We start from the raw sequence: 20,846 nt of genomic DNA, 5'->3' as shown, positions 1-20,846 counted from the left end.
TCACCCGCTCTCTTTTTCCCGACTCTATTGCCACATAAGGCAAAATCAGTGGTTTTACTTGGACTTTTCCCATATCGAACTGGGAATTTTGGTGCGTAACGCTTAGCCAAGCGGCCGGCGATACGGATCGCCCCTCAGCGAGGATCCACAGGACATTCGTCGCGAAGCTCGAGCGCACGCTGGTAGACATCACGCGCGCTGTCGATGCCGCGCTTCTCCAGGCGTGCCAGATAGGCCTCCGTACCTTCGTTGAGCGGGCCCGACCAGGCCGGATCATTCAGCGGGTCCGCTACCGTGTTGATAGTGCCGCCCTGGGCCTTGGCCTCCTCGCGGCCCTCGCGATCCAGCCGCGCATAGACCTCTCCGGCCTGCCGGGTCCAGACCATACCGCTCACCTCGTCGATAGCAGCCTGCTGCTCCGGTGAGAGTCGCTCGTAGCTCTCCCGGTTCATGACCGCCACCGCCACGCCGGTGTAGTAGGGCACTTCCAGGTGATGATCGGCGAGCTCGTTGACTCTAAAGGTCTTCATCGCCTGCCAGGGGAAGCTGAGGCCGTCCATCACGCCGCGCTGCAGCGAGGTGTAGATATCGGGCGCCGGCATGCCCACGGGGTTGGCGCCCAGGCGCTCGAGGATTTCTCCGGCCACGTCGCTGGGGCGGCGAATGCGCAGCCCACGCAGGTCGTCAGGGGTTTCGATCGCGTGCCCCCGGGTGTGAAGATAGGCCGGGCCAGTGGTAAACAGGTAAAGCACCTTGACGTCGTCGTACTCGTCGGCGATGTGGCCCTCGTCGTAGAGCGTCTGCAGGATGCAGCCGCCCTGCGGGGCGCTGGTGGAAACGCCTGGCAGCTGGACGATCTCAGACAGCGGGAAGCGACCGGCGGTGTAGCCCTGCATGGTGATGGCGATATCGGAGATACCGTTCACCGTTCCCTGATAGGCCTGCTCGGAGGGGCTCAGGGTCTGGGAGGGGTAATTCTCGACGGTCAGCTCACCGCCGGTGGCCTCCTCAACGTGCTTGGCCCAGGCCTCGAAGATCTCCTTGTTGACGTCGGAATTGGCCGGCCAGAAGTGCGACATGCGCAGGGTGTCGGCGTGGGCGGAAAAGACGAGCCCCGCCGCACAGGCGGCGAGCAGGCTCTTTGAGATAGCGTGTTTCATGGTGTGTCCTCTCTTATCGTTGTAGTGGCGATGCGATGGGGCTCAGGTGGGAAGAGTCGGTACCTCGATCAGCAGTGGCCGGTCCATCGCGAAACCTTCCTGCAAGGCCGCTTCCAAGGTCTCGCGGGAGTCGGCCAGGCGCGCCTCGACCCCGTAGCCGCGAGCCAGGGCGCAGAAGTCGATGCCCGGCACGTCGAGGCCAGGGGCATCGTCCACCGCCATGTGCCGGGCGAAGCCGCGCAGGGCGCCGTAGGTATCGTTCCTGAGAATGATCAGCACCGCCGGAATGCGGTACTGCGCGGCACTCCACAGCGCGGTGATGGCGTAGCTGGCCGAGCCGTCGCCGATCACGCCGATGACCTGACGCCGGGGCTGGGCGAGCTGTACGCCGAGCGCCGCCGGCAGGCCGAAGCCGAGCCCACCCGCGGCGGGAAAGAAGTAGCTGCCGGGGTAGCGCATCCTGACGCGCTCCCAGAAGATCTCCACCGTCGAGGTCGACTCCTTGACGTAGATGGCATCCTCCGGCGCCAGCGCATCGAGGGTTTCGAACACGTTGGCCGGTGCCAGCCGCCCTTCGCCATCCTCGGCGGTTGCCGGCTTGGGCAGCGGCTCGGGCATGGCCCGCTCGCTCTGCGCGATGTGCGGCAACAGCGCCTCGAACGTGGCATGCACGTCGCCCACCAGGGCATCGCCCATCGGCGCCCGGGCCGCCTCGTTGGCATCGCCGGTGACATGCACCAAGCCCGCCCCTTCGGGGAGATAACGCCCCGGGGCGTACTTGTGATAGCGGAACACCGGGGCACCGACAACGACGATCAGATCGTGCCCTTCCAGCTCCGCGGCGATGCCGGCAATGGCCGCCGGCAGCACACCGCGAAAACAGGGGTGACGATTGGGGAAGGGGCAGCGCGAGGCGGAAGGCGCCACCCACACCGGCAGGCGCAGGCGTTCGGCCAGCGCGACGGCCAGCCCGTTGGCCTGGCGGGCGTCGACTTCGGGCCCGAGCACCAGCACCGGTTTGGCGGCGGCGTTGAGCCGCTGCGCCAGACGCTCGATCTGAGCGGCTGACGGCACCCCGGCGTGGTCGATTTCGCGCTCCACAACCAGGGCGGCGTCATCGCCCGCTTCGCGGTCCCAGTCGTCGTGAGGAATCGAAACGTAAACCGGCCCCCGCGGTGGCAGAGAGGCACTGTGGATCGCCTGGCTCAGCGCCCGCGGCACGTCCTCGGGGCAGGCCGGCTCGTAGCTCCACTTGACTAGCGGCTTGGGCAGCTGCGGCGCATCCACATTGGCCAGCATCGACTCCACGCCGATCATCGAGCGCGCCTGCTGCCCGGCGGTGATCACCAGCGGCGAGTGCGAATACCAGGCGTTGGTCAGCGCCCCCATGGCGTTGCCGGTGCCCGCCGCCGCGTGCAGGTTGACGAAGGCAGGACGACCGCTGGCCAGGGCGTAGCCATCAGCCATGCCCGCCACTACACCTTCGTGCAGCCCCAGCACGTAGCGAAAGTCTTCGGGGAAGCCCTTGAGGAATGGCAGCTCGTTGGAGCCGGGGTTGCCAAAAATGGTTGTGATGCCCTGGCGGCGCAGGAGCGAATAAGTGACGGCGTGAACGCTCGGCATGCTTGATCCTTGTCCTTGTTCGAGGCGTGCTTACACGCTAGAGACTGACAACAGCATCAAGCAAATCAATAGTTTCTTTATGAATAATAGATATTATTTATTCTACTTAATGGGGTTAAGGTAGGACGATAAAAACCCGATAACAAGACACCAACAAAGAGCATTGCATGTCATTACCAGACCTCAACCTGATCCGGGTATTTGTCATCCTCTACGAGACGAACAGTGTCACGCATACGGCAGAACGCCTGCACGTCACGCAGCCATCGGTCAGCTACTCCCTAGCCCGCCTGCGCGAACTCTTTGATGACCGCCTGTTCATTCGCACCCACCAGGCCATGGAGCCGACCATGACGGCCCGCCAGCTCTACCCCACGCTCAAGGCGTCGCTGCAACAGCTGGAAAATACCATCGAGAGCCGTCAACACTTCACTCCTGCACAGTGTCGCCTGCGCTTTCGCCTGGCACTGACCGATCTGGGCGAAGCCTCCTTTTTGCCCGTCATTCTGCAGCACCTGCACGCCCAGGCGCCCGACGTGGAACTGGAAGTCATTCCCCTGCAAATCGACCGGGCCGATGAGTGGCTCATCAATGGGCAGGTCAATGCCATCATCTGCAGCCGGCCGATCAAGGCAGCGAGCATCGAACGGCATGGCATCGCCAAGGATCGTTATGTCTGCCTGGGACGCCCCTCGGCTTTTCATGGCATTCCGCTCGATCTCAACGCCTTCACTGCTTCACGGCACGTGATAGTGGCCAGCACCTCGGGGCACAGCCTGGCAGAGGAGAAAATGCAGGAACTCGGCATCGAACGGAAGGTCGTTCTAGAAGTCCCCCATTTTCTGATACTTCCCAAGATACTTCGTCAGAACGATTTTCTCGGCATCATACCGATCCATATCGCCCGTCAATTTGCGGCCGACGGGAGCCTTTGCATTCACCCCTTGCCGTTCCAGGTACCGGATTTCGAGATATCGCTTTATTGGCGTTCCCAGGCCTTCCACTCACCAGCGCAGCGCTGGTTTTGCGACACACTCGCATCCGCCATAGCCTCACTTGACCTCTCGCTCTCCGACGATAACGAGCCGGATGATGTCGAAAGAAGGCGGTAAATGCTACTCTTGAATAGAAGAGGCTTATACACGTTATATGAACTTTCAATAGCCACTGTTTTTCGCCTTAACTTCTTTTCATTAAAGTACTTTTTCCGCCGAATATTCACTACCTTCCAGTGTTACGACTTTGGCATGGTTGCCTGCCATCTTCAGTGTCCACTAGCGTGAATTTCGTATTGCGTATAGATGTTCGCAATACGAACTCGGAGTGCGTTACGCCTCCGGGTAACAACGACTCGCACACCAGTGGGAACACATAATGACAACCCTTCAACGACTTACCCTAACGCCTCTTGCCTTAGCCCTGGCGGCATCCCTTTCCACCCAAGCCTTGGCCGACACCCAGCACAACGGTCCCACCTTCTCCGGTAACGTGACCGGCGGCGTGCTCGACGTCCGCGACCGGGATCTCGACCTCTGGGCCTTCCGCGCCGAAGCCGGTCTGGGTGGCGTCTACACTGTCAATCCCAGCTTGCGTATCCGCTACGATCTGGTGGCCGACTTCGCCAATGCCATCAACTCCGTGGATGACCAGACCTGGACACCGGGCGCCCACCGCCAGGACGACGGCGAGATCTATCTCCGCACGGCACGCGTGCTGCTCATGACCGATTACGGCACCATTGGCTTGCAGCCACGGGTGCCCTCAGGGTTCTGGGGACAGATTTATCGCAACGTCGATGTTTTCGAGTACAACCGTTTTCACGGCCAGACCGGGCAGAACGCCATCTTCGGTCAGGCCGAGCAAGCCAGCGACGTGCTCTCCTACGGTACGCCACGCTTCGGGGGCTTCCAGTTCATCGGCGCCGTGCTCACCACCAACGCCCAAAACGATCAGGACTTCGACGTGGTGACGGGCCGCTTGGTCTATGACCAAGGCCCGCTCAACTTCGGCATCGGCCATACCCAAGTGCGCCGCCCGGGCATCGATAACCTGCACCGTACCTCCTTCGGTATCGGCTACGACTTCGGCATGGTCCAACTGGGTGGGGTCTACGAGCACAACGACGACCGTGAGGACAGCAGCGCCGCCTCCGACTTCGACGCCTGGGGCGTGAACGTTTCGGCCCAGCTGAACGACGCCTGGTCGGTCTCAGTCGGCTACGCCGAGAACGACCGTAACCTCGACCTCGACAACGACGCCCTGGTCGCCACCGTCCGCCACCACTTCAACGAGAAGGTCTATGCCTTCCTCGAGGCGGGCCACTACGACCGCACCGACAACAACGTGGCGGCGGGGCTAAGCGTCAGCTTCTGAGAAAACCTTGCTGTGCTCGACTAGCTTACTTTCGGCCCGGTGGTGGGAACCCCGGGTCTTTTTTCGATACGCAGAGAAGTCCGGCAAGCCATGCTTGCCGGGCTTATGAAGGGGCTGCTATCAGGCAGCCTCAGTCAGGCGCTCCTGGCGAGCCCGAGATAGGCCTTCTGCACGGTATCGTCGGCAAGCAGCGCCTCGGCCGTTCCCTCACCGACCACCGCGCCGTTCTCGATCAAATAGCCGCGATCGGCAATGGCCAGGCTCTTGCGCGCGTTCTGCTCGACGAACAGCACGCTAACCTCGATCTCGCGTATCCGCTCCAGCGCCTTGAACAGCTCATGGGCCATCAGCGGCGACAGCCCCAGCGACGGCTCATCGAGCAGCAGCAGTCTGGGTGCCGACATCAGAGCACGTCCTATTGCCACCATCTGCTGCTCACCGCCGCTCATGGTGCCCGCCACCTGTCCCAGGCGTTCCTCGAGCTTGGGAAAGAGGGTCATGACACGTTCCAGGCTGCGTCGCTCCTCGGCCCTTGCTCGTTTCGGGTAGGCCCCCAGCAGCAGGTTTTCGCGTACCGTCATAGCGCCGAAGATCCCCCGACCTTCCGGCACCAGCGCAACGCCGGCCTCCACCACCTGGTGGGGTGCCAGCCCGAGCAGATCGATGCCGGCAAGGCTCACTTCGCTGCCCTGGCGGGCCGGCACCTGGCCGGCAATCACCGAAAGCAAGGTCGACTTGCCGGCCCCGTTGGTGCCGAGCATCACCACCATCTCCCCTTCCCGCACGCGCAGGTCGATGCCCTGAAGGGCGAGATGTTGGCCATAGGCGGCAGACACGTTGTGTAGTTCAAGCATGGGCATCGTCTCCCAGGTAGGCGCGGACCACTTCCGGCTCGGCCAGGGCCTGGGCCGGCGTTCCCTCAGCGATCTTGGCCCCGGCGTTCATGATCACGCAGCGGTCGCACAGCGAGCGAATCGCATCCATGACGTGCTCGACCATTACCATGGTCACGCCTTCACCACGCACCTTGCGCAGCAGCTCGATAGCTTCGACCAGTTCGGACGGGTTGAGCCCCGCCAGCCACTCGTCCAGCAGCAGCAGGCGTGGCTGCAGCGCCAGAGCGCGCGCCAGCTCCAGGCGCTTCTGGTCCATGTAGGTGAGGTCCTTGCCTGGCGTCCAGCACCGGTGCGCCATGCCGGCCTGCTGAAGCAGCGCCTCGGCACGCGAGTCGGCGGCAATGCCCCAGACCGGCTCGGCACCGAAGCCGAGCCCCGCCTTGACGTTGTCCAGGCAGTTCATCGAGGGCAGCACCCGCACCAGTTGGAACGTACGTGCAATGCCCTGGCGGGCGATACGGTTAGGCGCCAGGCCGGCGATATCCTTGCCCGCCAGGCGAATCGTTCCCGCGTTGGGCTTCAGGGCGCCCGACACCAGGTTCATCATGGTGGTCTTGCCCGAGCCGTTGGGCCCCAGCAACCCGACGATCTCGCCCTCGGCAATGTCGAAGCTCAGCGCATCCACCGCCCTCAGGCTCCCGAAGCGACGGGTGACGTCACGCACGGAAAGCAGCGCCGTCGATGTCGTCATAGCGCACTCTCCTTCTGTATGTCGTTCCCGGCTCGCCGGCCCGGGAAGCGCTCACGGTAGCGCTGCACATAGCCTTCGATGAGGCCTGCCACGCCGTGGGGGACCAGATAGACAATGGCCAAGAAAGTAACACCTAGCAGCACGCTGAAGAGATGAGGAAAGTTCGAGGAGAGGTACTCGAACAGCAGCACCATCGGAATCACCCCGAGCAGCGGGCCGTAGAGCCTCCGGGCTCCGCCCAACAAAGCCATGATCAGCACCTGGAACGAAATGGTGGGGTTGAAGGCGATGCTCGGGTCGAGATAGGTCCAGCGCGGCGCCACAATGGCCCCGACCAGGGCCATGAAGGCGGCGCTGAGCGAGAACACCAGTACCTTGATCAGGGTGATGTTGACGCCGCAGTGCAGCGCCACCGTCTCGTCATCGCCGATCATGCGCAGCGCGAAGCCGACCCGGGAGCGTTCGATCAGCCAACCGACGATGAACAGCAGGGCCAGTACCGCCGTGAGCTGCCAGACGATCTGCTCCTGGGTAATGTCGAGGAACACATAGCGTCCGACGCTGCCGGCCTGGGTTGATTCGTACCAGTTCACCACCTGGCGAATCAGCTCCGCCAACCCGAAGCTGAAGATGACGAAATAGACCCCGCGCAGGCGCAGCGTGGAGAGCCCCACCAGTAGCGCGACCACAAAGGCGATGGCCGCAGCGAGCAGCAGCACCGCGCCCCAGGGAAGCCGCTCGCCCAGTACCGCCACGGTGTAGGCACCGATGCCGAAGAAGGCCACGGTGGCCAGCGAGACGTAACCGCTTGGCCCCGAGAACATGGCCCAGGCGGTGGCCAGAATGGCGAACATCAGGAAGTTGATGGCCATGGAGAGCCCATAGCCGCCCACGAAGCCGGGCAGCAGCGCAAAGCCGATGACCCCAGCCAGCAGCAGAACGCCCCCGAACAGGATCGTGCGTGAAAGAGCCATCATGCGCCGGCCCTCCCCATCATACCGGTGGGCCGAATCAGCAATACGATCAGGAACAGCGCAAAGGTGGCCGCCAGCGTCAGCCCCGGCGCCACGTACACCGCCACGAAACTCTCCACCAGGCCCAGGATCAGCCCCGCCGCCAGCGCCCCCATCAGGTGACCGGCACCGCCCATGATCACCACGATGAGCGCCTTCATGGTGAAGACGACCCCCATCGAGGCATTGAAGGTGGTGAACATGCTGACCAGCACACCGCTGGCCGCCACCAGCCCGCCGCCCAGCGCAAACGCCATGGCCGAGGCCGCGCGCACGTCGATACCGGCCAGTTGAGCCGCCTTGGGGTCGACGGAGACCGCCCGCAGCGCGGTGCCCGGCCGGGTGCGCACCAGCAGTAGATAGAGTGCCGTGCCCAGCACCACCGCTACGCCAACGGCCAGCAGGCGATCCGCAGCAATGGGTGAGCCGGCGATGATGAACACACTGCTGATATAGGTGTAGCTGAAGTAATTGCTACCGAAGAGCAGCAGCACCAGTCCCTGGATCACGAACAGCAGGCCGAAGGTGGCCAGAATACTGTTCACCTCCAGCTCACCGCGATCCCGCGAGCGCTTCACCAGCGGATGCAACATGATCTGATAGATCAGCCAGTTGGCGCCGAACGCCAGCGGCACGACGAACACCAGCGCCAACAGCGGATTGATTGCCTGCACCTGAAACAGCCAGAAAGCGGCAAAGGCCGCGGCGATCAGGAACTCCCCGTAGGAGAGATTCATGATCCTGGCGACGCCGTACTGCAGCGTCAGCCCCATGGCCACCAGGGCGTACATGCCGCCCAAGGTCAGGCCATTGAGCAGGGCATCGAGAAAAGCCATAACTCACCCCTGTGTCAAACACGAATAGCGGCAGACGAAGCGCCTGCCGCTGGGTTACCTCAGCGCCAGTCCGGCTTGGGCAGCACGATCTCCGCCGCCCCTTCACGATCGCTGGGGCCGATGGCGCGGAACACGCCGTCCTGCCACTGGCCGACCTGCCAACCTTCCCAGTAGGCGCGACCGTTCAGGGTGATCTCGCCCAGCACCGTGTCGAAGGTGCCGTTCTCCATCTCGGCCACGACCTGCTCATGGTCGATGCTGCCGGCCCGCTCGATGGCCTGCTGCAACACCTGCAGGCTGGCGTAGGTGGGCGCGCTGGCCCAGAGGTCGGGCGCCTGACCGGTCATCTCGGTATGACGCTCGATGTAATCCGCCATCACCTCGCTATCGGTATCCACGCCGCCGATGCCCAGCACCCCTTCGACGTTGTCGTCGAAGCGGTTCTTGAAGAGCGGGAAGGCCGTGCCCACCGCGGTGTAGAACAGCGGCGGATTGAAGTCGAGGGTTTGCGCCTGATCGGTGATGGCGATGGTTTCGGGGGGATAGCTGAAGGCCAGGAACGCCTCCGGCTCTTGCTGGCGGGCGCTGTTGATGATGCCCTGCATATCCTGAGAGCCGGGCGGATACGACTGGCTGTAGACGACGTCAAAATTAGCCTCCTGCAGCAGCGCCTGGGCCGCGTTGGCCAACTCGATACCGAACTGATCGGCCACGTTGACCATGGCCACCCGGCCCTCGATCTCCCCGCTCTCGCGCAGCTCCTCGAGCATGGTGACGATGCCCTCGGCGTAGTGGGTCGAGGTGCTGAGGAAGAAGAAGAGTCGCGGCCAGCGGTCCATCAGATCCTGCTGGCGGTCGGACACCGCCGTCACCGCCAGGTGCGGATAGCCGGCGCGGTGCAGCACGGGCGCCACGGCAAGGTTGAGCGCCGTGCCCCAGGGCGGCAGCACGAAGTGCACCTCGTCCTGGTTGATCAGCCTTTCGACGGCGCGAACGGCCTCCTCCGAGCTGCTGCGGTCGTCGTAGGCCACCACTTCGATAGGCAGCTGACGCTCACCCACGCGAATACCGCCGGCCTTGTTCACCTCCTCCACCCACAGCTTGTAGTTGGGGGTAATGGTGGTACCGGCGCCCCCGGCGTAGGGCCCCGTATCGGAGACGGCATAGCCGATGCGGATGCTCTCCGGCAGATCGTCGGCCATGGTGGGAAAACTCAGGGCGAAACAGATTCCGATACCCAGGAACGTCCGGGCTAATGTGATCGATGGCATGATTGCGGCTCCGTTTTTCTTGTGGTCGATAGCTTTGCCGTCATTCGTTCGAATAACGAACATAAATACGCATTGCATATCGAGCCTAGAATCGCCGTGAGCCGACGTATAGTCATGCCAAAGTTGTAGCTTTTAAAATCTGTGAAAAAAGACAATAATTACAATTGGATAAGAGTATATTTCTTAGTATCTGGCCGGCCTATATCGTTTATAAATCAGGTCTATGTGAGCCTAACTCTCCATTGCCGCGAAGGCCTCGGCGATAGTGGGCGGTGCCGTGGGGCGGGCGTACATGGCTTTCAGATACTCCCTCAGCCTGGGTGCGTCGCCGAGCATGTTCTCTTCGTTCGCCCAGTCCAGCGTGTAGGCGGCATTGAAGTCGGCCACGCTGAGCCGGTCGCCGACCACGAACTCACGCTCTTTCATGTATCGTTCAAGCACGGCCAGCATCTCCAGGCACTCCTGCCGTGCCAGGTCGACGTCCTGGGGTATGCGCTTCTTATCGGGATAAACGAAGGTGTGACGAGCGATGCGCCACAGCGGCTGCTCGATCTCGGTTACCAGGAAGAACATCCAGCGGTACAGCTGAGCTCTCTCTTCCACAGTATCGGGAATGAAATCCGCCTGTGGATATTTTTCGGCCAGGTAGAGCTGGATCGCGGCCGATTCGGTTATCACTCGTTCTTCATCGACCAGCACAGGGACCTTGGCGGCGGGGTTGAGCGTGAGGAAGTCCTGTTGGAGGTGCTCCCCTTTCATGAGATCCACCGGGAGCAGCTCGTACTCCAGGCCCAGCTCGTTGAGTAACCAGACGGCGCGCAGCGCGCGGGTCGGGGGCGTTCCGTAGAGTTTGATCATTTCCGGCTCCTCGATTGGCAGGCACTCGCTATTCTCACTCATGACCCAGTCGAGCGAGCGCAGGTGGAATCGACAACGAAAGTGGAAGCATCGCTGCCGCCGCCGGAGGGATTGCCCCACCCATAACGAGAAGAGCCAGCGCAAGTGCGCTGGCTCTTCTTGAAGCTTCATCTTGCCGGCCCGACCCTGCCTCGGCCGCTAGAGGTAGTAGTTGCGCAAGATGGGCTTGTGATGCTGGTAGGCGTTCTCGGTCATCCGCTCGAGCAGGCGATAGGCGGCAAGACCGATGCGCTTGATCAGCGGAGCGCTGGTGCTGGCGGCGTTCGCACTGGACGATAGCGTCTGGGTGGTCATGGCTGGGTTCCCGGTCATTTCATGAGGATGCTAACAGAATACCCGAATACTAGACTTTAGTCTTATTTATTCGCCTTTAGTCGCATCCCTCGCCCCCTGCCGACAATCCCAAGAACGCCGAAAGCCGACGTGGTGCGCCGGCTCTCGGTGATTACGGCCCCATCATGGTGGGGCCGGGTTCGCTCGGTGATGCGATCAGAAATCGAAGAACACCGTCTCGCCTTCACCCTGCAGCTTGATGTCGAGGCGGTAGCGCACCTTGCCGTCGACCTCTTCGCGCTTGGCGATCAGCGTCTGGCGGCGTGTCGGCGATTCAATGCGCTTCATCACCGGGCAGGCGGCATTGGCTACTGCTTCGTCCTCGAAGTAGAGACGGGTCTGCAGGTGGACGTTCACGCCCCGGGCGAAGATCGTCAGGTTGATGTGCGGCGCCATGGTCTGGCCGTTGGCGGTCTTCACCGCGCCGGGCTTGATCGTCTTCAGCGACCATTCGCTGCCATGGTCGAAGGTGGTGGCGGTGCGCCCGAAACTGTTGAACGGCTTCTGCAGATCGAACTCGAGCTGGTAGCGGCCCTTGCTGTCGGCCTGCCAGGCTTCGATAAAGGCGTCACGCACCAGGTCGCCATTGCCGTCGATCACGGTGCCGACGACTTCGATGTGCTCGCCTTCGGCCTCGGGCTTGGCCATCTCGTTCCAGATCTCTTCGTCGCGGGTCGGGTTGCCCGCGGCGGCCAGGGCCAGGCCGATATGCACGTAGGGGCCGGCAGTCTGGGAGGCGGTTTCGCGCAGCACCAGTTCGCTCGCGGGCTGGGTATTCGGCTGTTTCATCAGGTTGTCCCCGTTGCTGATTAGAACCCGTTTACTGGTTTTCGAAGAAGGTCTGCAGTTCGCCACGCACCACCAGATCGAAGCGGTAGGCCAGGCAGTCCATCGAATTGCTGCGCGCCATGTCGAGGCGGCCGATCATGGTCTCGACGGCGTCGCGGTCCTTGATGGTGTTGACGATGGGGCAGACCGGAATCAGCGGGTCGCCCTCGAAGTACATCTGGGTGATCAGGCGGGTGGAGATCGAAGGGCCCATCACCGAGACGTGAATGTGCGCCGGGCGCCAGCTGTTGACGTCGTTGGGCCAGGGATAGGGCCCGGGCTTGATGGTGCGGAAGCGGTACCAGCCCTGCTCGTCGGTCAGGGTGCGGCCCACGCCGCCGAAGCCGGGGTCCAGCGGTGCCAGGTAACGGTCGTTCTTGTGGCGGTAGCGGCCGCCGGCGTTGGCCTGCCACATTTCGACCAGGGTGTGCGGCACCGGCTTGCCGAACTGATCGATAACGCGGCCGAACATGATGATTCGCTCGCCCACCGGCAGGCCGGCCGCACCCGACAGCGACGGGTTTTCACGGAAGTTGAGCAGCAGGTCGTTGTCGTGCGGGCCCATGCGCAGGGCGCGGAAATCCGGCCCGGTCAGCTCGGAGGCACTGGGCTTCATCAGGCTGACCAGCGCCTGGTTCGGCGAACGGGCCACCGTCGTCTTGTAGCCAGGGGCATAGGCCGGGGGATGCCAATCACGGTCGCGCTGTACGAAGCGCTTGTTATCATGTTGCATGGGCTCGTCTCTGGAGGTGGTTCACGGCCAAGTGTGGCGAGATGCCGCAGGCACGACAATTGACGACTCGGGCGACCCCCATAACCTGATGGTTATGTTGCGCTGTCTTCCTGGCGGAGCCTCGCGCTGACCTCGCGCAGCACTTCGCAGAAGGCCTCCACGGCGAGCGAAGGCTGCATGCTGGCATTGAAGCAGAGCCCCACGGAGCCGCCCTGGGCTTCCAGATCGATGGCGAGCGGGCTCAGCCGCCCCGCCGTTCTATCCTCGGCCAGGGCCTCCTCGGGCGCGACCCAGATCGCGTCGCTCTCCAGGGTGTAGCGGCGGCTGATGGGCAGCGAAAGCGTCTCGAGCCGCTGGCTCGGCAGTGTCAGCGAGTGGCGCACGCAGAAACTGTCGACCCGCTGGCGCAGGGTGGTCTGGGGCGGTGGCAGTACCCAGGGGAATTCGCCCAGCCGGGCGGGGTCGAGCGGCGCGATGCCGGCCAGCGGATGGCCGCTGCGCACGCCGAGCAGCAATGGCTCGTAATAGAGATGCTCGAAGGCCAGGTCGCGGATTTCACGCGCCTCGGTCATGCGCCCCACCACCAGGTCCAGCTCGCCGCGACGCAGGCGCGAGAGAAGAAAGGCGCTGGAGCCGGTCACCACATTCACACCCACGTCGTTGTGCCCATCCGATTCGCCGTGCCAACGCCGGATCGCCTCGGGCAGCAGCCGGCTCTCCACCGTGGAGAGCGCCCCCACGCGCAGCCAGCCGGCGCCGCGGTCGATATCTCCCACGGCGGCCACGCCCTCCTCCAGAGCGCGCATGGCAGGGCCGGCATGACGCAGCAGGGTCAGGCCCGCCTGGGTCAACGCCACGCCCTGGGGGGTGCGCTCGAAGAGCGTGGCACCGAGATGCTCTTCGAGCTCACGAATGGTCTTGGACATGCCCGGCTGGGTAATCGCCAGGCGCTCAGCGGCCCGGGCAAAGCTGCGCTGGCGGGCCACCTCGAGGAAGGCCTGCAGGTGGCGCAGCTTGATACGGGAGTTGAGCATGGCGAAGCGTCGGTGGCGGCTACAACCGCTACCTTGGCGCAAACGGCGCGGGAACGGAAGCCATGCGATTCAGCGCGACGCTTGCGCCGGTGAGAGGGCAGCCGACTCGCGGCTGGCCAGCAGCCGCGGAATGATGCCAATGGCCACCAGTCCGATCGCCGCCGTAGGAAGGAAGGCGAGGCTCGTCGTGCCGCTCAAGTCATTGAGCCAGCCGCCCAGAACGGTAATGGCGAAGACCAGCAGGTAGCCGAAGCAGAGCATGCCGCTCATCAGGCGCGGCAGCTGTTCGAGCGTTACCAGCCAGGCCGGCAGTGCCAGCACGAAGATGAACAGTGCGCTGGTGAAGAAGCCGAACACGCCCGCCGCCCAGACAACATGCGCCCCAGGCAATGCCAGCATGGCGGGAATCGACAGCAGGGCCAGCAGGGTGATGCCGATCAGCGGCCGGGCGTGCCCCATCAGGCGGTCGGCGAACAGGATCAGCAGCGCCGAGGAGAGCATCTGGGCGCCGTTGAGCGCGGTGAGGCTCGCCGCCAGCAGGTGCAGGCGCTCGCTCGCCTCGAGCAGCGGCGGCAGGAAGATGTTGCCGCAGAAGTAGAGCGCCGCCGCGGCGCCAAGCAGGGCCACCAGCCGCCACATTCGCCCATCGCCCAGGTCCGGCAGCATCAGGCGGCCCGCAGGGGGCTTGCCCGCCGACGACCCGGCCGTGGTCAATGGCAGCCGTCGGCCCACGAGAACCAATACCAGCATCAATAGCGGCACCGGCAGCACCCACAGGGCGAAGGCCCACTGCCACTGCGTGCCCAGCCATAGCGCTACCATCGGCCCGGTGGCACCGGCCGCCAGCAGTTCGCCGACCAGCAGGCCGTTGGTGTAGACCGCCGAGGCGCGACCAACGTGGCCCGGCGCCCACAGCTTGGCCAGCACCGGCATGGCGGCCTGCATGAAGGCGATACCCATGCCCATCAGTACCGTGGCCAGCATGAACGGCAGGAAGCCCTGCGGCAGGCTGCGCAAACTGCTGCCCAGCGCCATCACCGACAGGCCCAGCAGCAGGCAGCCGCGCACACCGAGGCGCGCCAGCAACCAGCCCGCCGCCAGCCCACCTGCGGCCAGCGTCACCAGCGGCAGGCTGGTGGCGATGGCCACCTCGCCGTTGGTGAAGCCCAGCACGGCCTTGAGCTGAGGAATCAGCGGCGGCACCACCAGCACCGTGAGGCGCAGGTAGAGCCCCAGGCACCACAGCAGGGCATAGGCCAGCAGGGCCTGGCGCAGCTCGCTCGGTGGCGGTGTGGCGGTCTCCCGGGTCATGCCCTTCTCTCCTGCTTTCAGAAACCCCTACTGATAAAACCGAAACCGGCCAAAAGGCCGGTTCGGAATCATGCCATGGGCATGCTCAATTAGCACCCTAACGAAAGTCGCGTCTTGCCCCTTCCGTCGAGCACCGCAGCGAATCAGCTTTTCTCCCCGCCCCAGCCCAGCTCTTTGGCCAACGCAAATGCGTGATTGGCCGCCGGTACGCCAGCGTAGATCGCCACGTGCATCAGCACCTGGCGCAGCTCGGCTTCGGAGAGGCCGATGCGCTTGGCGGTCTTGAGGTGCAGCGTGAGCTCCTCGCGCCCCAGCGCGGCGAGAATGCCGGTGGTGATCAGGCTGCGTTCGCGTCGGGTGAGGTCGTCGTTGCTCCACAGCTCGCCCCAGGCCAGCCGGGTGATCATCTGCTGGAAGGGGGCATCGAGGCTGTTGGCGTTCTCGGTGGAACGCACCACGTGCGCCTCGCCGAGGACCTGCTTGCGGGTCTCGAGACCCTCGGCATAGCTCACGCCGCGCTCGCCTACGTTGCTACGGTCGCTTGCCATCCACAGCAACAGCCGCTTGGCCATGGCGCCAGGGTCTTCCACCGAAGGCACATGAGCAAAGCCCTCGAGGATCTCCAGCGGTGCGCCGTTGCATTCATTAGCCAGTGCCTGCAGGGTCTCGGGCGGCGTGGCGACGTCCTCGCTGCCACCGAGCAGATGCACGCCCACGCCAGCGTGCTGGGTGAGTGACGCTTTCAACTTGCCGCGGAAGTCGGTGCGGCCGAGCATCTCGCACAGCCGGGCGTAGGATTCGCCATCGGTGCGCGCCATCTGGGTACGCCAGCCGGCCTCCAGGGCAGGCTCGGCCGCCAGCCGCTGGGCGGAAAACCAGCGCGGCACGATATCGCCGGAGATCGCCGCCAGCCCTTCGTCGCGCACGCGGCCGGCACGGGTGGTCCACAGATCGCTGTTGCCGATCACCGCGCCGGTGTTGGTCAAGGTGGCGGAATAGAGCCGCTCGGCATGCTCGGCAATGAGGTGCTGGCCGACCACGCCGCCGATGGAGGTCCCGACGAAGTGGAAGCGCGACACGCCGGCCTGCTCGACCAGCGCCAGCGCCTCGTGAGCCAGCGCCGCCGGAGTGATCTCGCCGCCATCCTCGGGCCAGGCCTGGCTGGCGCCGTGGCCGGGCAGGTCCCAGGTCAGTATGCGGTAGCGCGGCAGCAGCGCCGGCAGCAGGTCGTCCCACACCGCCTGGGTCATGCCCAGCGGATGCGCCAGCACCACCAGCGGCAGCGCCTCGGGGCCGAGCAGGCGATAGGCGACGCTACGGCCGTCAATCGTCAGAAATGCCATGGTTCCACTCCTGTGGTTATACCCTCTCGATTACCGTCGCGATCCCCTGCCCCACGCCGATGCACATGGTGCAGAGCGCATAGCGGCCGCCCGCCAGCTGCAGCTCGTGCATGGCACTGGTGACGATGCGCGCGCCGGACATGCCCAGCGGATGGCCCAGGGCGATAGCGCCGCCGTTGGGGTTGACCCGCGGGTCGTCGTCGGCGATGCCCAGCTCGCGCAGGCAGGCCAGCGCCTGGGCGGCAAACGCCTCGTTGAGCTCGATATGGTCGAGTTGGTCCACGCTCATGCCGAGCCGCTTCAGCAGCTTCTGCGAGGCCGGTACCGGGCCGATGCCCATGATGCGCGGCTCGACACCGGCGGTGGCCATGCCGTGAATGCGTGCCATGGGGGTCAGATTGTAGCGCTTCACCGCGGCTTCGCTGGCGACGATCACCGCCGCCGCACCGTCGTTGACGCCGGAGGCGTTACCCGCCGTGACCGAGCCCATCACGCTGGAGCCGGCGGCGCGGAACGGCGTGGGTAGGCTGGCAAGCTTCTCCAGGGTGGTTTCGCGAGGGTGCTCGTCGGTATCGAAGACCAGCGGCTCCTGCTTGCGACGCGGAATTTCCACCGGGACGATCTCGCGCGCCAGGCGGCCGCTCTCCTGGGCTCGCTTGGTCTTCAACTGCGAGTCGTAGGCGAACCGATCCTGGTCCTCGCGGGAGATATTGAACTGCTCGGCAACGTTCTCGGCGGTCTCGGGCATCGAGTCGACGCCGTACTGCTTCTTGAGCAGTGGATTGATGAAGCGCCAGCCGATGGTGGTGTCCTCCATCGTCTGGCTGCGCGAGTAGGCCGTATCGGCCTTGCTCAACACGTAGGGCGCACGCGACATCGACTCCACGCCGCCGGCGATCATCAGCTCGGCCTCGCCGGCCCGCACGGCGCGCGCCGCGGTGCCGATGGCGTCCATGCTAGAACCGCATAGGCGGTTGATGGTGGTGCCTGGCACACTGGTCGGCAGGCCCGCGAGCAGCAGCGACATGCGCGCCACGTTGCGGTTGTCCTCGCCGGCCTGGTTGGCGCAGCCCATGATCACGTCGTCGATGGCGGCCGGGTCGAGATCCGGCGCCCGGGCCAGCAGCGCCTCGAAGATGCGTGCGGCGAGATCGTCGGGGCGCATACTGGCCAGCGTGCCGCCGAACTTGCCGATGGCCGAACGCACCGGATGACACAGGTAAACGTCGTTCATTTCGTTCTCCTCACTCGCCGGCGTGCTTGCGCTCGGTCCTGGCTTTCAGTTCCCGCAGCACCTCGAGTTCACGGGCGCTGGGCTCGGGCGTGGTCTCGAGCGCATCGGCGAAGCGAACCTCCCAGCCGGTGGCCTCGATCACGTCCTCGCGGGTGACGTTCGGGTGCAGCGACACGACCACCAGCTCTTTCGTTACGGGATCGGGCTTCATCACGCACAGGTCGGTGATCACTCGGGTCGGCCCGCGGCCGATGTTGGGCACGCCGTCGCGGCCCTTGCCGTCGCGGCCGAAGCCCAGGGTGGTGACGAAATCCACGTCCTTGACGAAGGCGCGCTTGGAGTGCTTCAGGGTGATGAAGACCTCGCCGGCGTTGGTGGCGATCTCCGGCGCCCCGCCGCCACCCGGCAGGCGCACCTTGGGATCATGGTAGTCGCCGATCAGCGTGGTGTTGAGGTTGGCGAAGCGGTCGATCTGGGCGGTACCCAGGAAGCCCACGTCGACCTTGCCGCCTTGCAGCCAGTAGCGAAACATCTCGGGCACCGAGACGGTGGTCAACGCCGATTCGCAGAGTTCGCCGTCGCCGATGGAGAGCGGCAGCACCTCGGGCTTGGTCTGCAGGGTGCCGGATTCGTAGATCAGCACCACCTCGGGGGCGTGGGTCAGGCGCGCCAGGTTGGCCGCCTCGGAAGGCAGGCCGATACCGACGAAGCAGGTCATGCCGTTCTCGAGCGCGCGTGCCGCGGTGACGCTCATCATTTCCGCTGAGGTGTAGTCGAGGCTCATCAGGCGTTCCCCCCTGCATTCATGACGTTCTCTTCGATCCACCGAGTGAACGTGTCGCGGTCGCGGGCGATGGCATCCCACTCCTTGTAGAAGGCGTTGTTGCGTGGGTAGTAACCGTGGGCATAGGAGGGCAGCGAGCCCTTTTCGGCCACGGCGATGGCGCTGACCGCCCAGCCGGGAATGATGCAGGCGTTGGGGTGATAGTCGGCCTCGGCGGTCAAGTCGTCGACGATCTCCTCGACGGTGACGATGCTCTTCTTCGCCGCCAGCACGGCTTCCTTCTGTACACCCACGATGCCTTCCACCAGCACGTTGCCGGCGCGGTCGGCCTTCTGCGCGTGGACGATGGAGACGTCCGGGCGCACCGAGGGCACCGCGGCCAGGCGCTCGCCGGTGAACGGGCACTCGATGAACTTGATCTGGTCGTTGACGCTCGGCAGCTCGCTGCCGACATAGCCGCGCAGCACGGCCAGCGGCAGGCCGGCGGCCCCCGCTTCGAAGGCGCAGGCCATGGCGGCGTGGCTGTGCTCGAGGATCTCGACCTTGTGCGGCCAGCCCTTTTCTACCGCATCGCGGAGCCTGTGCAGCGAGCCCACGCCGGGGTTGCCGCCCCAGGAGAAGATCACCTTCTTCGCGCAACCGGCGCCGATCATCTGGTCGTAGACCAGGTCGGGGGTCATGCGGATGAGCGTCAGATCGCGCTTGCGCTGGCGAATCACTTCGTGACCGGCGGCGAAAGGAATCAAGTGGGTGAAGCCTTCCATGGCCACGGTAGCGCCGTCTTCGACATAGCGTGCCACCGCGTCATGCAGGCTCAGGAACTCGGCCATGATCGTCCTCCTGGCGGGTATTCTCAAATAAGTTCGAATAGCGAACTTTGATTTGTGATGCGAACAAGTTACTCCCATGCCCTAACATCGTCAAATTCCCCATAGCCGAAAATGCACGAGGGGAGGCCAGACCTCCCCTCGCTTGGGTTGTGCAACCGCATGATTTTTCAGCGACTCACCCCTGCTGAAGCCAGTCGATGGCTCGCCGCACCTGAGCTTTACTACTACCAAGGTATAAGGCGGGATCCGTTGCCTGACGCAGGGCATCCGGCTCCAGCTTGCCCTGCATAGTGGCACGCACCTCGGGATGCGCTGCGAGGGCCTCGGCATAGCTGTTCCCCTGGAGGCGTGCCGTCTCGGCGGCTTCAGCGCTGATGCGCTTGGCCGCGTCCTGACCCAGTACCGGCGCCAGCAGGCGCGACACCGGCTCGGCCATGATGCCACCGCCGGTGGCCGCCAGGTTACGGCGCATCGCCTCGGGGTTCACTTCCAACCCTTCGAGCAGCACGGCAGCCTGTTCCAGGGCGCCTTCAAGCAGCAGGACGCTGTCGAGCAGCGGCGTCCACTCGGCGTGCCACTCTCCCAGCCCGCGCTCCAGCGGCTGGGCGGCGGCATTGAGCAGCACCGTGGCATGGCCGTGTACCTGCCGTGCCGCGCTGCGGATCATGGCGCAGCGCACCGGGTTGCGCTTGTGCGGCATGGAGGAGGACTCCCCCATGCCCGGGGCTGCCGGTTCGGCTACCTCGCCGACCTCGGTCTGGCTCAGCAGAGCGATATCGAGTGCCAGCTTCTCGGCCGCCCCGGCTGCGGCATCCAGTGCCGTGCCCAGGGCATGGATCGGCTGGCGGTCGGTGTGCCAGGGAAGGACAGGGGCACTCAGGCCGAGGCGCTTCGCCAGGGCGTCCATGAGGTCGAGGCCCAGCGCATCCCAGCCGGAGTGCACGCCCACGGCGCCGCCGAACTGCACGGGCAACTCGGTAGCGGCCAGGCGGCGGCGGGCCTGCTCCAGGCCGATGGCCCAGTGCGCCACCTTGACGGCGAAGGTGATCGGCAGCGCCTGCTGCATCAGCGTGCGGCCCACCATCACCGTCTGTTCATGGGCGCGCATCAGCCCGATCGCAGCCAGGCGACAACGCGCCAGCAGGGCATCCAGCGCAGCCAGGCGCGGCTTGAGCAGTAGCATCAGTGCCGAGTCGATCACGTCCTGGCTGGTCGCGCCCATGTGCCAGTAGCGCTTGAGTTCGTCCGGCAGCGCCGCCCGCCCCTGCTTGACGAAGGGGATCGCCGCGTTGCCACCGCTGGCCACACCCGCCGCCATGGCATCGAGATCGAATGCATGCGTCTCGAGACGCTCACACATGGCTCGGTGGGTACCGGCCGGCAGCGCCCCTTGGCGTTCCTGTACCTCGGCCAGCGCCAGCTCGAAGGCGAGCATGGCCTGAACCAAGGCTCGGTCATGGCACTCTCCCCATGCCGTCTGGCTCATGAAGGGATGCCGAAGCAGGGCGTCAGGCATATCATGCTCTCCTCTGAATGGCTCGCTCATGCTCAAGCTCGGGCTCGACCCTGGCTTAGCCCATAGTCGTACATGTGTTCGCAAAACGAACATTATGCTAGATTGAAGGGCTCCGATGG

General features: G+C 64.6%; 20 protein-coding genes. 2 read left to right on the top strand and 18 right to left on the bottom strand.

All coding sequences use genetic code 11. From position 1 onward, the window contains the following. Positions 1–134: 134 nt before the first annotated feature. The gene (locus ACOJCM_RS05760) at positions 135–1,160 is read right to left on the bottom strand and encodes a TRAP transporter substrate-binding protein (RefSeq protein WP_445211111.1); all 1,026 of its coding nucleotides are present in this window, start codon (positions 1,158–1,160) and stop codon (positions 135–137) included. A gap of 42 nt (positions 1,161–1,202) precedes the next feature. Further along, on the bottom strand, positions 1,203–2,783 hold the full coding sequence (gene mdlC, locus ACOJCM_RS05755; RefSeq protein ID WP_445211110.1) for a benzoylformate decarboxylase: 1,581 nt from the start codon (positions 2,781–2,783) through the stop codon (positions 1,203–1,205). Positions 2,784–2,950: 167 nt separating this feature from the next. Between mdlC and ACOJCM_RS05750 the strand changes: the two genes are divergently transcribed. After that, positions 2,951–3,895, top strand: coding sequence for a LysR substrate-binding domain-containing protein (locus ACOJCM_RS05750; RefSeq protein WP_445211109.1), 945 nt, complete (start codon positions 2,951–2,953; stop codon positions 3,893–3,895). A gap of 262 nt (positions 3,896–4,157) precedes the next feature. Continuing rightward, positions 4,158–5,156, top strand: a complete 999-nt coding sequence (locus tag ACOJCM_RS05745) for a porin (protein ID WP_445211108.1) — start codon at positions 4,158–4,160, stop codon at positions 5,154–5,156. Between the two features lie 134 nt (positions 5,157–5,290). Here ACOJCM_RS05745 and ACOJCM_RS05740 read toward each other — a convergent pair whose 3' ends face one another. The 16 genes from ACOJCM_RS05740 to ACOJCM_RS05665 all read right to left on the bottom strand — a co-directional run bounded on the left by ACOJCM_RS05740 (position 5,291) and on the right by ACOJCM_RS05665 (position 20,727). Beyond that, entirely contained in the window at positions 5,291–6,010 is a 720-nt protein-coding gene (locus tag ACOJCM_RS05740) for an ABC transporter ATP-binding protein (RefSeq protein WP_445211107.1), read from the bottom strand. After that, positions 6,003–6,743: an ABC transporter ATP-binding protein gene (locus ACOJCM_RS05735; RefSeq protein ID WP_445211106.1), complete on the bottom strand. Its 741-nt coding sequence runs from the start codon at positions 6,741–6,743 to the stop codon at positions 6,003–6,005. The genes ACOJCM_RS05740 and ACOJCM_RS05735 overlap by 8 nt, the downstream gene beginning before the upstream one ends. Then, positions 6,740–7,720, bottom strand: a complete 981-nt coding sequence (locus ACOJCM_RS05730) for a branched-chain amino acid ABC transporter permease (RefSeq protein ID WP_445211105.1) — start codon at positions 7,718–7,720, stop codon at positions 6,740–6,742. The genes ACOJCM_RS05735 and ACOJCM_RS05730 overlap by 4 nt, the downstream gene beginning before the upstream one ends. Beyond that, positions 7,717–8,592, bottom strand: a complete 876-nt coding sequence (locus ACOJCM_RS05725; RefSeq protein ID WP_445211104.1) for a branched-chain amino acid ABC transporter permease — start codon at positions 8,590–8,592, stop codon at positions 7,717–7,719. The genes ACOJCM_RS05730 and ACOJCM_RS05725 overlap by 4 nt, the downstream gene beginning before the upstream one ends. 59 nt (positions 8,593–8,651) lie before the next feature. Beyond that, positions 8,652–9,863, bottom strand: a complete 1,212-nt coding sequence (locus ACOJCM_RS05720) for an amino acid ABC transporter substrate-binding protein (RefSeq protein WP_445211103.1) — start codon at positions 9,861–9,863, stop codon at positions 8,652–8,654. A 231-nt stretch (positions 9,864–10,094) separates the two neighbouring features. Further along, complete coding sequence (locus ACOJCM_RS05715) at positions 10,095–10,721, bottom strand: glutathione S-transferase family protein (protein WP_445211102.1); 627 nt, start codon at positions 10,719–10,721, stop codon at positions 10,095–10,097. Between the two features lie 198 nt (positions 10,722–10,919). Beyond that, a complete protein-coding gene (locus ACOJCM_RS05710; protein ID WP_445211101.1) occupies positions 10,920–11,075 on the bottom strand; it encodes a hypothetical protein in 156 nt (51 codons plus the stop codon). 195 nt (positions 11,076–11,270) lie between these two features. Next, positions 11,271–11,903: a protocatechuate 3,4-dioxygenase subunit alpha gene (gene pcaG, locus ACOJCM_RS05705; RefSeq protein ID WP_445211100.1), complete on the bottom strand. Its 633-nt coding sequence runs from the start codon at positions 11,901–11,903 to the stop codon at positions 11,271–11,273. Positions 11,904–11,934: 31 nt separating this feature from the next. Then, on the bottom strand, positions 11,935–12,675 hold the full coding sequence (gene pcaH / locus ACOJCM_RS05700; RefSeq protein ID WP_445211099.1) for a protocatechuate 3,4-dioxygenase subunit beta: 741 nt from the start codon (positions 12,673–12,675) through the stop codon (positions 11,935–11,937). A gap of 92 nt (positions 12,676–12,767) precedes the next feature. After that, a complete protein-coding gene (pcaQ, locus tag ACOJCM_RS05695; protein WP_445211098.1) occupies positions 12,768–13,709 on the bottom strand; it encodes a pca operon transcription factor PcaQ in 942 nt (313 codons plus the stop codon). Positions 13,710–13,778: 69 nt separating this feature from the next. After that, entirely contained in the window at positions 13,779–15,020 is a 1,242-nt protein-coding gene (locus tag ACOJCM_RS05690; RefSeq protein WP_445211097.1) for an MFS transporter, read from the bottom strand. 143 nt (positions 15,021–15,163) lie between these two features. After that, complete coding sequence (locus tag ACOJCM_RS05685) at positions 15,164–16,363, bottom strand: alpha/beta fold hydrolase (RefSeq protein ID WP_445211096.1); 1,200 nt, start codon at positions 16,361–16,363, stop codon at positions 15,164–15,166. Between the two features lie 16 nt (positions 16,364–16,379). Beyond that, positions 16,380–17,597: a 3-oxoadipyl-CoA thiolase gene (gene pcaF / locus ACOJCM_RS05680; protein ID WP_445211095.1), complete on the bottom strand. Its 1,218-nt coding sequence runs from the start codon at positions 17,595–17,597 to the stop codon at positions 16,380–16,382. Positions 17,598–17,607: 10 nt separating this feature from the next. Beyond that, positions 17,608–18,381: a CoA-transferase subunit beta gene (locus ACOJCM_RS05675; RefSeq protein WP_445211094.1), complete on the bottom strand. Its 774-nt coding sequence runs from the start codon at positions 18,379–18,381 to the stop codon at positions 17,608–17,610. Beyond that, positions 18,381–19,211, bottom strand: a complete 831-nt coding sequence (locus ACOJCM_RS05670; RefSeq protein WP_445211093.1) for a CoA transferase subunit A — start codon at positions 19,209–19,211, stop codon at positions 18,381–18,383. Before ACOJCM_RS05670 ends, ACOJCM_RS05675 begins: the two co-directional genes overlap by 1 nt. 175 nt (positions 19,212–19,386) lie before the next feature. Continuing rightward, positions 19,387–20,727 (bottom strand): class-II fumarase/aspartase family protein, encoded by a 1,341-nt coding sequence (locus ACOJCM_RS05665; RefSeq protein ID WP_445211092.1) that lies wholly within the window; start codon positions 20,725–20,727, stop codon positions 19,387–19,389. Between the last annotated feature and the right edge of the window lie 119 nt (positions 20,728–20,846).

Source organism: Billgrantia hypersalina (assembly GCF_052584175.1).
This window is presented reverse-complemented; position numbering and strand designations above follow the sequence as displayed.

Coding starts and splice junctions, on each gene's coding strand:
- ACOJCM_RS05730 (WP_445211105.1), bottom strand. CDS start 7,720: ATGATGGCTCTTTCACGCACGATCCTGTTCGGGGGCGTTCTGCTGCTG.
- ACOJCM_RS05710 (WP_445211101.1), bottom strand. CDS start 11,075: ATGACCACCCAGACGCTATCGTCCAGTGCGAACGCCGCCAGCACCAGC.
- ACOJCM_RS05740 (WP_445211107.1), bottom strand. CDS start 6,010: ATGCTTGAACTACACAACGTGTCTGCCGCCTATGGCCAACATCTCGCC.
- ACOJCM_RS05670 (WP_445211093.1), bottom strand. CDS start 19,211: ATGGCCGAGTTCCTGAGCCTGCATGACGCGGTGGCACGCTATGTCGAA.
- ACOJCM_RS05715 (WP_445211102.1), bottom strand. CDS start 10,721: ATGATCAAACTCTACGGAACGCCCCCGACCCGCGCGCTGCGCGCCGTC.
- pcaF (WP_445211095.1), bottom strand. CDS start 17,597: ATGAACGACGTTTACCTGTGTCATCCGGTGCGTTCGGCCATCGGCAAG.
- ACOJCM_RS05745 (WP_445211108.1), top strand. CDS start 4,158: ATGACAACCCTTCAACGACTTACCCTAACGCCTCTTGCCTTAGCCCTG.
- ACOJCM_RS05685 (WP_445211096.1), bottom strand. CDS start 16,363: ATGGCATTTCTGACGATTGACGGCCGTAGCGTCGCCTATCGCCTGCTC.
- ACOJCM_RS05690 (WP_445211097.1), bottom strand. CDS start 15,020: ATGACCCGGGAGACCGCCACACCGCCACCGAGCGAGCTGCGCCAGGCC.
- mdlC (WP_445211110.1), bottom strand. CDS start 2,783: ATGCCGAGCGTTCACGCCGTCACTTATTCGCTCCTGCGCCGCCAGGGC.
- pcaQ (WP_445211098.1), bottom strand. CDS start 13,709: ATGCTCAACTCCCGTATCAAGCTGCGCCACCTGCAGGCCTTCCTCGAG.
- ACOJCM_RS05725 (WP_445211104.1), bottom strand. CDS start 8,592: ATGGCTTTTCTCGATGCCCTGCTCAATGGCCTGACCTTGGGCGGCATG.
- ACOJCM_RS05760 (WP_445211111.1), bottom strand. CDS start 1,160: ATGAAACACGCTATCTCAAAGAGCCTGCTCGCCGCCTGTGCGGCGGGG.
- pcaH (WP_445211099.1), bottom strand. CDS start 12,675: ATGCAACATGATAACAAGCGCTTCGTACAGCGCGACCGTGATTGGCAT.
- pcaG (WP_445211100.1), bottom strand. CDS start 11,903: ATGAAACAGCCGAATACCCAGCCCGCGAGCGAACTGGTGCTGCGCGAA.
- ACOJCM_RS05720 (WP_445211103.1), bottom strand. CDS start 9,863: ATGCCATCGATCACATTAGCCCGGACGTTCCTGGGTATCGGAATCTGT.
- ACOJCM_RS05665 (WP_445211092.1), bottom strand. CDS start 20,727: ATGCCTGACGCCCTGCTTCGGCATCCCTTCATGAGCCAGACGGCATGG.
- ACOJCM_RS05675 (WP_445211094.1), bottom strand. CDS start 18,381: ATGAGCCTCGACTACACCTCAGCGGAAATGATGAGCGTCACCGCGGCA.
- ACOJCM_RS05735 (WP_445211106.1), bottom strand. CDS start 6,743: ATGACGACATCGACGGCGCTGCTTTCCGTGCGTGACGTCACCCGTCGC.
- ACOJCM_RS05750 (WP_445211109.1), top strand. CDS start 2,951: ATGTCATTACCAGACCTCAACCTGATCCGGGTATTTGTCATCCTCTAC.